Consider the following 13,190-nt stretch of genomic DNA (forward strand, 5'->3'; position numbering starts at 1 on the left):
CGTGGGACATCACTAAATTACATGGACCTGCCAAATGGACGTACTTCTATCTCTATGTCATCCTTGATGTCTTCAGTCGTTATGTGGTGGGATGGATGGTGGCGCATCGGGAAGCGGCAAACCTGGCAGAACGCTTGATTGAGCAAACTACTCTCAAGCAGCAGATCGAGCCCGGACAATTGACGATTCATGCCGACCGAGGCGCTGCTATGACCCATTCCGCCCCGCCACACCCCAACTCGTGGCATTCCAAACTTTGGCACAAGTGAGCAAAGGAGATTCGATGAGTCGGCACGGTACTGTCAACTTAACCAGAAAAATTTAAGAGTAAGCACGGTAGTCTCTAGTGAGGTGGAATCACAGGATTATGCGGCAGATTTCAACCCAACAATCTCTTGCCAATCCTGAAAGCGTTGGTGCATTTGTTCGCGGTAGCGTTGGGCCTTGAGTTGATGTTGTTTGGGGTGGAAGTGGTCTCGAATTGGTCCAAAGGCAGAGAGAAAGCGTTGTGCTTGTCCAGGTGACTTAAACTTTTGCATCCGTCGCTCTCGCAGTCGAGTCGGTTGATGCGAGTTCTCGCAAAGGTTGTTCAATTGCTTGTGCTGCCGATGCTCCACGCTCTTGAGCATCTGGTTCTTGGCAGCTTCGTAGCTCTTGAGCTTGTCCGTCACGATCACGCGTGGTACAAAGCCCTGCTGCTTGAGGAGCTTGCGAAAGAATCGCTTGGCTGCCTGGGTATCTCGATGACGCTGCATCAAGATGTCAAGCACGTTGCCTTGCGAATCTACTGCACGCCACAGGTAATATTGCTGTCCTTTAATCGCGATGACAACTTCATCAAGATGCCATCTATCCGTGAGATACGGTCGCTTACGGCGCACCTGATTGGCGTATTGCTGCCCAAACTTGTGACACCATTCCCGAATTGACTCGTAGGTTACCTCAATCCCGCGATAGAGCATCATTTTCTCAATGTCTCGGTAGCTTAAGGGAAAGGTGTAGTAGAGCCAGACACAGTAACTAATGATCTCGACGGGAAAACGGTGACGCGGATACATAGGCAGAATAGACAGGCAAGGCAGATTTTATATTTATCTCTTGCTCGGACTTAAGTTGACAATACCGGTTCGGGGGGTGGAGAGAGGCGATGTGCGAGCACAAGTAGAATTCGTGTCTCAAATTTTTGGACTTGTTGCTTAACTAGATTTAGATGAGTTAGTAATTTGTTCTTTACTAGTTTTTGCGACGGAGCCGCGGCTTCTGACACTGTGATTTTGCGCCATCATTTTATAAACACTCATATTCTGGCAGTGGATACCTACGATTCCGCAGCGGAGGCGATATTTTTGCGTCAATGCTACAAACAAGTTTGTAAAACGTGGAATGAATTTCAATTACTTCCTGTTGTATCTGTTGATTTAGAAGCGGAGATTGCTTTGGAATGAATCTATTTCTTTTTGTAATTGGCGCTTTATTGGCGCTTTTGGCGGTCGCTATTACGTTCTATCTGGCTACAGCTCGTCGATATCAATCATCTAACTCGGTCGCTAATTCTTACGATCAATGGACAAAAGATGGAATTTTAGAGTTCTACTGGGGCGAACACATCCACCTGGGTCACTATGGCACTCCGCCACAGCGCAAGAATTTTCTTCAAGCCAAGGAAGACTTTGTGCATGAAATGGTGCGCTGGGCCGGCTTAGACCGACTTCCTCCTAAAACAACGGTTTTAGACGTAGGCTGTGGTATTGGCGGCAGCAGTCGCATTTTGGCGCGAGATTACGGATTTGCCGTGACAGGCGTAACTATCAGTCCCAACCAGGTCAAACGTGCCCAAGAACTCACTTCACCAGATCTAACAGCGCAGTTTCAGGTGGATGACGCAATGGCGCTTTCGTTCCCTGATGCCAGCTTTGATGTGGTCTGGTCGATCGAAGCCGGACCTCACATGCCAGAAAAAGCAGTGTTTGCCAGAGAATTGCTGCGCGTACTGAAGCCCGGAGGAGTGCTGGTGGTTGCCGACTGGAATCAACGGGATGATCGCCAAATTTCCCTGAATGCTTGGGAGAAACCCGTGATGCGGCAATTACTCGATCAGTGGTCGCATCCTGCCTTCTCTAGCATTGAAGGTTTTTCTGAGCTTTTAGCAGAAACGGGACTGGTTGAAGGAGAGGTCGTGACTGCTGACTGGACAGAACCAACCCTACCGTCGTGGCTAGATACAATTTGGCAGGGAATTGTTCGTCCGCGAGGATGGATGAAATATGGGGTTTCTGGCTTTGTCAAGTCGGTGCGAGAGGTTCCCACCATTTTGTTGATGCGGCTTGCCTTTGGCACAGGGCTTTGCCGCTTTGGCATGTTTCGGGCTGTTCGAGCGAATCGCTCTACGCAATTCGCGCAAATGTCAAACCAAACTGCTCAAGTTTAACCCTCTACGGATTCATCTTCAAATGCTATAGCCTTACCTGTAGCGAATGGGACGAATTCCAACATCAATTCATTCATTTGTGAAACAAGAATTCAAGCAAAGAGAAGCGATCGCAACATCCATACAACTTCTAACAAAACTATCGTGTGTTTAACGTGTGGCTGTCCTTGGATGCAATTATTTGACACAAAGTGACTGATTACAATGACAGTGTTACGCTCAATGTTCTCGCTTTGCCAAAGATTAGGGTTCTGTCACAAAAACTATTGAAGAACAAAGGATTGGCTCTAGCTAAACCCGCTTAAGTAACAAGTCCGAAGATTTGAGACACGAATTCTATCTGTGTGCGCACCTTACCTTTTTCAACGCCTTGAACCTGTCCTTTCCGAATCCTATTGGTCGCTTCAATTCCCCTCAAGGTTTTTCTTGCCGTATTGAACGACTTGGGAACCAAGCATTGGTTTGACAATTCGCTTGATATTTCGATGATCTTGCTCAATCATGTTGTTCAAATATTTTACCTGCCGTAATTCGGTCTGGGCTGCCAGCGCTTGGTCGCTTTTTAGCCTTTCTATGGCAATCGGATAAGCCGCATTATTGTCTACACTGCTCACACGGGTTTCCTTCACGTGCTGCGCTTTCAATGTTTTGCGAAAGAATCGTGTTGCGGCTTTGCCGTCTCGTTTCGCACTGAGCATAAAGTCTAAAGTACTGCCCTCCGAATCCACGGCACGGTAGAGATATTTCCACGCTCCTTTGATTTTGATGTACGTCTCGTCAACACGCCACGAATCGTTCGTCGGTTTTAGATGCGGTCGAATTCGTTTGTCTCACTCGGGAGCATACTTCAACACCCATCGATTGATCGTCGAGTGATCTACTTCCACTCCTCATTCGGTCATTATCTCCTCTAGATTCCGATAGCTCAAGGAGTAACGGCAATACCAACGCACGCTCAGCGGAATAATCTCTGGCAGCAAGTGCCGCCACTTAGACACTGATGAAGTAGACATAGAAGCGACAGAGGAAAGTTTTAGGCTTCCTCACCTCTTACCATTAACCCGTTTTTGCGACACAGCCAGTTGATGTACCGTAGCACTACAGTACAAAATTAATTAGTTTTAATTACTTCCACAACGTATAAATCTGTTGCTCCAATTAGTACACTAGAACGATGTAGAATCTCAACGAGCGAAGTTCTTTGACAGATAAATTGTGGCCGAGAGGGACATGAACAATAAGCTACGAAGTGTACCGTAGCGTTACAGTACAGATTTTTTGCTACTACCGCTCCTACTGTTATGCCTAATCAAATTAGACTTGCTATTATGACCGGTGCAGGAGGGGTTGGAAAGACTACTCTGGCAGCTAACCTTGGATACGAAGTTGCTCGGCTAGGACACAAAGTCGCTATTTTCGATCTTGACCCTCAGGGGTCTCTCAATGTAGCTTGTCGGTTGAATAAAACCCCTGCGCCTAAAGCAACTACAGCCTGGATTTACTCGGGCTTTTTTGATGGAACTTATACATTAATTCCAGTGTGGGAACAGCATGTGAAAAATTTAGAGGTCTTTCAAGGTGGAAGTGCCTTATTCAAAGTAATGCCTAATCTTGCTCAAGCTGGTGGAAGCCAACTTCTACAAGAAGCTCTCTCTGAATATCCTCTCACTCACGACCTGCTCATTTTCGATTGTCCAGCAACGCTTGAACAAATACCAAAATCTGCTCTAATTGCAGCTACGCATTTGCTAGTTCCCCTGATGCCAGATGCCAAGGCGATTGACGGAACCCGAGTATTGCTAGATTGGTATGCGGCTAATGTTCAGGAACTACAGCTATCTCCACCACCAGGTTTTTTAGGATTTGTGATTAATAACGTAGAAGATGGAGCAGAGCATCAGCGCCTCTCGAAAGAACTTCCTCCAAGATATGAGGCACGAGGGTATCGTGTGTTTCCTGCAATTAAGCATTACACCGCGTTCACAAACGCTTGGTCAGAGGCTGTTCCTTTGAGAGTACACCGTTCAACTCATCCAGCATTAGGACCAATTGCAGCGATCGCTGAAGCAATTCAGCAAGAAATTAAGGGAGGAAAACGTGGCAAAGCGAAATCGACTCGACGTTGATAGTTTTTTTTCTGAAGTTGATCAAACTCAAGAGGTTTACAATCTACGGGATCGACTCAAGACGCTTGAAGAGCAATTAAATCAACAGGTAAATCATGAACAACACCTGATTGCTGAGATTGAACAGTTGCGAGCACAATCTCAAGCGCACGATCGTCCGCAATTGCAAAGCCAAATTGATGAACTGCGGAAACACTTAGAACAAAGTCAGGGTAGCAGTCAATATCCAGTTGAGAAAATTCAGCCGAATCCTGATCAGCCACGTAAGACATTCATTGAAGAAGTAGAGTCAATGGCACTTTCCCTCCAACGGGAAGGGCAGCTTGACCCTATTATTCTGTTTGAAGATGGCATGTTGCTTGATGGAGAATGCCGATGGCGGGCTGCTAAAACTTTGGGATGGGAAACGATAGAGGTTGTTTTTACAGCAAAACCTGACCAACCAAAGGTGCTCCGCCGTAAAGCTTATCTCACAAACTTACATCGGCGTGGCTTAAATGCTCTTGATAAAGCAGAGACATTGGTAGCAATTGCCTGTGATGAAATTCCTAATCTACCTCCAGAGGAAGTTCCACGGACTATCAATCGCGTTTTAACCCGCCTGAAGCGAAGGAAGCAGAGCTTGGGTGATCGTTTACATCTACAACCCAGTAGGCAACAACAAGCTGTTCTGGAGCAACTTGAAGTTGACCCTGTTGAATCTCAGGTCTTTCTAATTTTTCTAGGATTGCAGGAGCATCCAGTCTCGTTAAATCGAAACATTTTCCCAGCTCTAAATCTCACTCCAGATTTAAAGGCAGCAGTACGAGAGCAATCGCTCGGTTGTGCTCAAGCTTTGATTCTGAATCGGCTTTCGGCAGCAAACCTCAAAATCTCAGAGCGACAAGCTTTGAAGTTACGTGAAAAAGGGGTTCGAGAAGTTCTTAGTCAAAATCTTTCTACAACGCAAACTCAACGATGGGTCGCTCAACAAAAATTGCAAGATGCACAATCTTCTACCCCTGTAATCCGAGATAAACAAGTTGATCGATTTTTATCTAATATTCAAAAGTTAGATTTAACGGATGTGGAGGCTTCACCAGGACAATTACAAGAACTTCAGCAGATGCTTGAGGACAGACTAGAGTATGTCAAACAATTATTGAGATGATTTTCAAAGTTGCAGAAAGACCTTTTGCTGAGGAACGAAAAGGATTATTGTGTCTAAAAACTTCCTTACCTCTCCAGCAGATTATGATGACTTTTTGAACTCGCTTAAAGAGCGCATTCGAAGCTCTCAAGTTCAGGCAGCACTGGCGATTAACCAGGAGTTGATCCTACTATATTGGCAGGTTGGTCGGGAGATTCTGTCTAAAGAGCAAGATCAGGGCTGGGGAGCTAGAGTCGTAGAGCGGCTAGCTCTGGACTTAAAGCAAGAGTTTCCTGAAATGAAAGGATTTTCCGTTCGTAATATCCGCTATATGAAGTCCTTCGCAGAGGCATAGCCTGACGAGGCAATTTTGCAACGCTGCGTTGCAAAATTACCGTGGCGACACAATATTGCATTGCTTGAGAAATTGAAAACGAGGGATGAGCGGCTTTGGTATGGGGAACAGGCACTTGAAAATGGCTGGAGCAGAGATGTACTAGTTCTTCAAATTGAGAGTCAACTTGACCTTCGCATCGGAAATGCAACAACCAATTTTGAACAAATACTTCCCAAACCACAATCTGATCTTGCCAACAGTTTGCTAAAGGATCCCTATCATCTGGAATTTTTATCCTTGAGCAAGGATGCCCAAGAGCGAGATCTAGAAAATGCACTGGTCACTCACATTCGAGATTTTCTTCTAGAGCTAGGAGTCGGATTTGCTTTTGTTGGAAGTCAGTTTCCGATTGAGGTTGATGGAAGAGAATATCGAATTGATATGTTGTTTTACCATCTTCGACTTCGATGCTACGTGGTGGTGGAGTTAAAGATTGGAGACTTTCAACCCAGTTTTGGTTCACAAGTCAATTTTTACATTTCTGCAGTTGACGATTTGATTCGGCATCCTGATGATCAGCCTACAATCGGTCTGATTCTTTGTACTTCGAAAAGTAAGACAGTAGTAGAGTATACGTTCCGAAACCTTAGCACTCCTATTGGAGTAGCTACTCACCGTTTTGCTAAGCAAATTGAGGAAAGCCTTCCATCCGTAGAGCAATTAGAAATGGAGCTAGAGGCAATTACATCTGAAGTTACTACTGAAGATGAAAATACTGAGCAGTAGCACAACAAATTAATCTAGCTCATTTGGAACTAGATAAAGCTTTTCTCTGTCTGAAGTATTATTTTCGAGAGATCTGTCTGCACTAGCTTTTTCAGAACCGCTCATTCCTGAATTTCGTTCAACGCCGCTTTAGCTGCTGCTTGATTCCGCAAGTTAAGGGGAGCGTTTCGACATAGCAGAACGACAAGATGGTGATCTTGGAAGCGGATCAGATTTCACCACAGCAGCTAAAGTCCCGATTTGATAAATCCCTTAACGAGGAACCGTGCTTGGCAGCTACTGTGTAATTCTTAAAATTCAGTGTTTATTGTTCCTGCTCCAGTCGGTCAGTCGCTTTGAGAAACGCTCGCTTCGCAGCCAGTTTATTTTTGCGATTAGTGTAGCGTTTGAAGCTGCGGATATCTCGATGCCGCGATAACTCCATTGCTAGGGCAGTATCCATCTCTAACTTGACAATTAAATTAGTACAAAACGTGTGCCGCCCTCGATGCGCGTGCAAATCTATCCCTGTATGTTCGGCAAGTTGGTTCATCATCTCCTGCACTCCCCAGTACGTCAGGCGTTGCCCTCGACTGCGGTTAGAGTTGGAGACAAATAGTGGGCTCTGGGGCGTGATTTCTTGCCCCATTGACTCTGCTTGTGCCTGCCGCTGGTGTACGTAAGTATCTACATCAGCCCGTGCTTGCCGAGCCAGTGGCACTTCCCCTACACTGTCATGCTTTGCTTCTCGGATTACAACTTGCTGCCCATCATAGTCCTCAAAATTGAGATTAATGGCTTCCTCAGCCCGCAAGCCATGCAGCAGTACTGAGAAGAGTGCCCGGTCGCGCACCGGATCACGACTGACCTCCTCAATGGCAGCATAAATCTGCTCGACTTCCTCATCCTCCAGTTCCTTCGATTGCGCCTCCGGCACCTTCTCTTGCTTCACCCCAGTTGTTGGATCACTGGAAATATACTCTGACTCCAGCATCCACTTGTAAAAGGTCTTGAGCGTCCTCAAAATTCGATTGGCTGAGTTAGGAGCCAGTTTTCGTTCCTGCAAAAGATATTGCTTGAACTGCGCCACTTGTCGTCGGGTCACGTTCACCCACGCCTGCTGAGTCCACTCCATAAAGCACTGCAAGTCCCGTCGGTACGCTTGCTCACTCTTAGGCTTAAGCGATCGCGCCGCAATAAACTCATCTACCTTAGTCTGTCTTAAATCCGTAGGAGATGCAGCCTTTGCACCAGGAATTGTAAGTGTTTCCTTACCACCAACAAGAGGCACAATGACAGGATCTGGAATAGCTGGACGTTTCATCGCGATCGCTGAGTAATAACAAGGTGTGGGTTGGCATCCCTGCCCTTTCAATTAAAACGTGAGAGGAGCAGAACGAAAGCGCTTTATCTTGGCTGTTTTTGAATAAGCATTTCTACTTACTACCTAAATCTTTATCCCAGATATGAGACCAATATCTGGGATAAGAACAATCTAAGACAATATGAGACAATCAGCACAGCCTCAATCTGAAAACCTCAATACAGAAGGAATTTGGGTTAGTAAAGGACATGCCCAAACGTGCACAACCTGATGCCAGTCAATCAGCTGGGAAAACGCGATCGCTGTCTGAGAAATGTCGTAAGTGTGGAATGTTATCCGCCCAGCAAGCACAAGCCCTGCATGGAACAGAAGGAGATGGGTTGTGTCGAAAAAATGGGTCAATGGTAAGGTAGGTAAGCCCAGCTTTGCCTTCTTCCTCTTCAATGTCTACTGCTTCTCTATTCAAGTGGCGGCACTTTTTGCCCGAAATCATCCTGCTCAATGTGCGGTGGTACTGCCGCTATTCCTTGAGCTATCGAGATTTAGAGGAGATGATGCAGGAGCGTGGAGTGAACGTGGATCACTCGACAATCAACCGTTGGGTGTTGAAGTATGCGCCAGAACTGGACAAACGCATTCGACCTCACCTGAGGCCGACAAACGACTCGTGGCGAACCGACGAGACGTATATCAAAATCAAGGGTGTGTGGAAATATCTGTATCGCGCCGTGGATTCAGAGGGTAATACGCTGGACTTTATGCTAAGCGCAAAGCGGGATAGCAAGGCAGCAGCACGCTTCTTTCGCAAAGTACTCAAGGGTCAGCACACTCAGGCTCCACGTGTGATTACAGTGGACAAGAATGCGGCTTATCCCGTTGCGATGGAGGTTCTCAAAGCAGATGAGACGATTGAAAAGGAAACGGAACTGAGGCAAAGCAAATATTTGAATAATATGGTTGAGCAGGATCATCGGCACATCAAGAGCATTGTAAAGCCGATGATGGGATTTAAGACGTTTAATAGCGCGAGAAGAACGTTGAGCGGAATCGAAGTGATGAATATGATGAGAAAAGGGCAAGTGAAAGGAGTCAAACAAGGGGATACTGTCTCTCAAGTCAGAGTTATCGAAGCAATTTTTGGCATTGCTGCTTAAGGGAATGCAAACGATACCGAGCGTTTGTCCTTAATAAGTTTTTGCGACACAACCGAAAGTTGTGCATAATACTTCGCAATCTACCAATCTTACAATTAATCCTCAGGGATCAAGTGGACTTCTCACTCCTTATCCTCTTCGGTTTAAAACATACGGTAGATCATTGTTGTTTTGACATCTTTATGTCCTAGCAATTCTTGTATGGTCCGAATGTCATAACTACTTTGGAGCAGGTGGGTTGTAAAGCTGTAGCGAAAGGTGTAGCACCCCACTCGTTTCGCTACAGCTTTACGGCTCGAACAGCCTGCTTAACCGCTTTTTGAATGCTACTCTCATGCATGTGGTGACGGCACATCAAATCACTACTGTGAATGAGCAGAAAATGTGGTGCAACTTGCAAACGAGTAGCGCAATCGGTCAGTGTGCCTCTAGTCCAACCTTGTGGCTGCTTATGGCTTGGGATGAACTGTGTTAAATAGCAGTGATTAGAAGGAGTCCAAAAGCCTAAACGTCTACACGCTCTGGCTTTCAAGATTACGCCACTCATTTGCAAATTGCGCCAGATCTTTTGCTCATTCACATTAGAGCACACGCTCGTCCAATTCCCCGTGTTACATCCGTAACAATGACCGCTTTGTTCTTAAATCGCTGCATCAGGAGTTCCATCGAACATTTGCTCCTGCGGCTACATCTATTGCTTCTCCGGTTATCATCGCTGCTTCAGGCATTGCAAAGAACAACAGCGCATTGGCAATTTCTTCTGGTTCTAGAAAAGATCGCGATTGTGAATTGAAGGATAGCAATGCATTCTCCAAATTTTCCTGTGTTGGATTTTGGGGGTTAGCCCAGCGTCGCGCTTCGTCATTCTGAGTCATTAGGGTTCTCACACCCGTTGGATTAACCGCATTAACGGTGATGTTGTCTTTGGCAACTTCCGTTGCAACACACTTGATCAAACCCAACACACCCCACTTTGAAGCGTTATAGGAGGGAGAACCTGGAGAACCAAAACGACTGTTACAGGAATTGACCACGATAATCCGCCCCTGTTTGCGTTCGCGCATGTGTGGAATTACAGCTCGCATGGAGCGTGCAACTCCTGAAAGGTTCACGTCAATTACATCGTCCCATTCAGCTTCTGACATCTGATCCAAAGACGGAACATAGGTGCAGATGCCAGCATTGGGAACCATAATGTCTACTTTACCCAGTTCTCGAATGGTGCGATCGACGGCTGCCTGCATCTGATCACTATTACGAACATCAGCTTGAATAACAAGAGAACGTCGCCCTAAGGCTTTAATTTGTTGATCGGTTTCTGCAAGATCTTCCATTCTTGACATTGGATACTTGACTGAACTGATTTGCTGAGCAATATCTAAAGTCACAACATCTGCCCCCTCTCGTGCTAGAGCAACAGCACAAGCTCGCCCAATTCCTCGTGCTGCACCTGTGACGATTGCCACCTGACCTTGTAATCTGCCTTGTCTGCTGATGGCAGGTTCAATAGCCACAGTTGAAGCTTGAGAAGGCTGTGCAGATGCCTGGTTCAGCTTAGTGTTAGATACTACAACTGTTCCAGCAAGTACACTGCTACCCAAAATCAATTTACGACGGGTCATTGGATTTCTTCTGCTCATTTTAATTACCTCTTGAAATTGAAAGGACTTAGTGTAAATTTACTAGCACTTCAAGCAAAGTTGTCTAGGAAATTATTGCTATTAAAATCCTGTCCGTATTCTTAGCTCGATTGGTGAAACTTCTGCGGGTTTCGTAAGGAACCAAATTCAGTACAAGATTGCTAATTTCTCATTGCTACTATTTCAATTCCAACTCAGCTTCAATTTCCACAGGAGCATTCCAAGGAAGACCACTAACCCCAATTGCAACTCGTGAATGGTTTCCAATTTCATCTCCAAATACATCAAGAATCAGACGAGATGCACTGTTCATGACTTGGGGATAATCATAAAAGTCTGATGCCGAGTTAACCATTCCATAAACGCGGAGCCAGGCTGCAATTTGATCAAGATTACCGATTGCCCGCTTCAAGGAAGCAAAAATTGCCAGTGTAGCAAGCCGTGCTGCCTCTTGTGCCTGTTCTAAAGAGACTTCTGCCCCCACTCGACCGAAAGGACCTATCACAGTGCCATTTTCATTTAACGGCACATGTCCTGAGATAAATACACGGGTGCCATAAACTCGAACGAACGCAGCCGGAATACGCACTCCAACAGGTAATTGCCAGGGAGTAGGTAAGGTTAATTCAAGTGCTTGTAATCGGCGATCAACGGTTGAAATTACTTGAATTTCAGGTACAAGTGTTTGAGCAGTTGTTGTCTTTGATCGCTGTAGTTCCATTACTCCAATTAGAGCCGCACTACCACTCATCACTACTCTTCTTCGTGTTAATAGTTTTGGAATCATCGAAGTTCTCCCTAGTACATCAAGAAGCTGAAACATTGCTATTTCTTCTCCTTTGATTGCAATTCTAGGGATTCTCAGCTTTTTATTTCTCTAGAAATTTGCGCTCTTTTTGCAAACTCTTGCTGTGTTGAAGAATGGTCTTTGGAGTGACTCCGATTAGACGCTTGAAGTGATAATGAAAATGACTTTGGTTGGAAAAGCCAACTTGATGTGCAGCCTCTAAAATAGATAGTTTGCCAAGCTTGAGTAACTGCTCAGCTGCTGCAATTCGTTGTTGAATGAGGTACTGATAGGGGGTAACTCCAGTCGATTGTTTAAACAACCGAGTAAAGTGAAATACGCTGAGATTAGTAACCGCTGCAATGTCTGAAAGCTGCAAGTCCTGTGCCAAATTTTCGTTAATAAACTCGATAACTTGACGAAGCTGAGATGCAGAGAGACGACGGCTGTCATTCGGCTCAGCTTTTCTAATATTGGAGTAGCAGCGCAGTAAGTGAACTGCTAGAAGATTCCGTAAGGACTCAACACAAAGACGATTGCCAAAACTATCTGACTGTAATTCATCGAGAAGCATCAGCCCAATTTGCTCAATACGTCGGTCGCGCACCACAAATTGATTGGTGAGTTTGATCCCACTAGACGGCTGCTCTGCGGGGTCAACGAGCGACAACAGAAACTGCGAATCAAAACGCAAGCGCAATACATCTGGATCTCCCTGCCACTGCCATTGACTTGAACAGCCTGCTGGAACAATGGTGATGTCGCCTCTTACATGCTTGCCCTCGTGCAGCTCTCCATTTCGTTTCTGCTGTAGATAGAGCGGTGAGCCAAGGTAAAGGGTGACTAAATGCTGACCAGAAGCAGGCAAGTTCAGCCCAGTAGAAGGAGTATGGCACATACGTTCTACAAGAATGCCCCCCCAATCCAATCCTTGGCTAGAGAGTGTTGGTGTCTCTGGAAGCGCATCCCATCGGGAGTTTGTCATAGCATATCAGGCGTATGAGAAGACCTTATTCAGAGCTTAGCGGTTCTGACAAAGTTGGTGTACCCAATTCTTGCGATTGTTACCAAAATCTTGCTCATTCACAGCTCCTAAGCAAGTTGGCTTTTCTCTTCGCAAACTTCTGCCGTTAGTGATGCATAGAGATCTTGCGAGACAAGTCTGCGTCGGTTGCGTCGGCGTGGTGATGGCAATAACTCCTAGGTTGCACATCAGCTTGATCGCTGCTTGAGATCTTTACCAGACAAAAAATTTGCAGTTCATCTCAACACAGAGGGAAAAACGATTGAGGTTGTTACAGAGGCGATCGCTCATCACGTCGGTCTTGCTCTCAAACCTCCTTAGCATCCAATTTTACGTCCTCTAAAACAGATAGTTGTGCAAATAGGTTCTGTCGCAAAAACTGTTTAAGGACAAACAATCTGTATTGTTTGGATTACTTTAAGCAGTAATTCCAAAGAGTACTTCAATAAACTTGGATTGAGAGACACTACTCCCTT

At 45.6% G+C, this 13,190-nt stretch carries 11 protein-coding genes and 4 pseudogenes; 8 read left to right on the top strand and 7 right to left on the bottom strand.

Going from position 1 to position 13,190, the window contains the following annotated elements:
* Nucleotides 1-212, top strand: a pseudogene (locus H6G00_RS27300) (transposase family protein); the annotation flags it as partial.
* Nucleotides 213-365: 153 nt separating this feature from the next.
* Here H6G00_RS27300 and H6G00_RS27305 read toward each other — a convergent pair.
* Nucleotides 366-1,058 (bottom strand): IS6 family transposase, encoded by a 693-nt coding sequence (locus tag H6G00_RS27305; protein ID WP_190799132.1) that lies wholly within the window; start codon nucleotides 1,056-1,058, stop codon nucleotides 366-368.
* Between the two features lie 383 nt (nucleotides 1,059-1,441).
* Between H6G00_RS27305 and H6G00_RS27310 the strand changes: the two genes are divergently transcribed.
* Nucleotides 1,442-2,428, top strand: coding sequence for a methyltransferase domain-containing protein (locus tag H6G00_RS27310; protein WP_190799133.1), 987 nt, complete (start codon nucleotides 1,442-1,444; stop codon nucleotides 2,426-2,428).
* A 301-nt stretch (nucleotides 2,429-2,729) separates the two neighbouring features.
* Here the strand turns inward: H6G00_RS27310 and H6G00_RS27315 are convergent.
* Nucleotides 2,730-3,441, bottom strand: a pseudogene (locus H6G00_RS27315) (IS6 family transposase).
* A gap of 288 nt (nucleotides 3,442-3,729) precedes the next feature.
* Here H6G00_RS27315 and H6G00_RS27320 point away from each other — a divergent pair.
* From H6G00_RS27320 to H6G00_RS36835, 4 genes and pseudogenes are all read left to right on the top strand, one after another.
* On the top strand, nucleotides 3,730-4,554 hold the full coding sequence (locus H6G00_RS27320; protein WP_242042529.1) for a ParA family protein: 825 nt from the start codon (nucleotides 3,730-3,732) through the stop codon (nucleotides 4,552-4,554).
* A complete protein-coding gene (locus H6G00_RS27325; RefSeq protein ID WP_190799134.1) occupies nucleotides 4,526-5,704 on the top strand; it encodes a ParB N-terminal domain-containing protein in 1,179 nt (392 codons plus the stop codon). Before H6G00_RS27320 ends, H6G00_RS27325 begins: the two co-directional genes overlap by 29 nt.
* A gap of 49 nt (nucleotides 5,705-5,753) precedes the next feature.
* A pseudogene (locus H6G00_RS36830) lies at nucleotides 5,754-6,194 on the top strand (DUF1016 N-terminal domain-containing protein); the annotation flags it as partial.
* An 87-nt stretch (nucleotides 6,195-6,281) separates the two neighbouring features.
* Entirely contained in the window at nucleotides 6,282-6,806 is a 525-nt protein-coding gene (locus H6G00_RS36835; RefSeq protein ID WP_347278234.1) for a DUF1016 domain-containing protein, read from the top strand.
* 304 nt (nucleotides 6,807-7,110) lie between these two features.
* On the opposite strand, the gene H6G00_RS27335 is transcribed toward H6G00_RS36835, so the two are convergent.
* Nucleotides 7,111-8,109: a tyrosine-type recombinase/integrase gene (locus tag H6G00_RS27335; protein ID WP_190799135.1), complete on the bottom strand. Its 999-nt coding sequence runs from the start codon at nucleotides 8,107-8,109 to the stop codon at nucleotides 7,111-7,113.
* Nucleotides 8,110-8,357: 248 nt separating this feature from the next.
* Between H6G00_RS27335 and H6G00_RS27340 the strand changes: the two genes are divergently transcribed.
* A complete protein-coding gene (locus H6G00_RS27340; RefSeq protein ID WP_190799136.1) occupies nucleotides 8,358-8,522 on the top strand; it encodes a hypothetical protein in 165 nt (54 codons plus the stop codon).
* A gap of 30 nt (nucleotides 8,523-8,552) precedes the next feature.
* Nucleotides 8,553-9,263, top strand: a complete 711-nt coding sequence (locus H6G00_RS27345) for an IS6 family transposase (RefSeq protein ID WP_190799137.1) — start codon at nucleotides 8,553-8,555, stop codon at nucleotides 9,261-9,263.
* A gap of 129 nt (nucleotides 9,264-9,392) precedes the next feature.
* Here H6G00_RS27345 and H6G00_RS36840 read toward each other — a convergent pair.
* The 4 genes and pseudogenes from H6G00_RS36840 to H6G00_RS27365 all read right to left on the bottom strand — a co-directional run.
* Nucleotides 9,393-9,612 (bottom strand): annotated as a pseudogene (locus H6G00_RS36840) (tyrosine-type recombinase/integrase); the annotation flags it as partial.
* Between the two features lie 304 nt (nucleotides 9,613-9,916).
* On the bottom strand, nucleotides 9,917-10,885 hold the full coding sequence (locus H6G00_RS27355) for a mycofactocin-coupled SDR family oxidoreductase (RefSeq protein WP_190799139.1): 969 nt from the start codon (nucleotides 10,883-10,885) through the stop codon (nucleotides 9,917-9,919).
* 196 nt (nucleotides 10,886-11,081) lie between these two features.
* The gene (locus H6G00_RS27360) at nucleotides 11,082-11,654 is read right to left on the bottom strand and encodes a RidA family protein (protein ID WP_199318741.1); all 573 of its coding nucleotides are present in this window, start codon (nucleotides 11,652-11,654) and stop codon (nucleotides 11,082-11,084) included.
* A gap of 118 nt (nucleotides 11,655-11,772) precedes the next feature.
* The gene (locus H6G00_RS27365; RefSeq protein ID WP_190799140.1) at nucleotides 11,773-12,675 is read right to left on the bottom strand and encodes an AraC family transcriptional regulator; all 903 of its coding nucleotides are present in this window, start codon (nucleotides 12,673-12,675) and stop codon (nucleotides 11,773-11,775) included.
* Nucleotides 12,676-13,190 lie beyond the last annotated feature (515 nt).

Source organism: Leptolyngbya sp. FACHB-541 (assembly GCF_014695875.1).
GTDB lineage: Bacteria > Cyanobacteriota > Cyanobacteriia > Elainellales > Elainellaceae > JAAUTN01.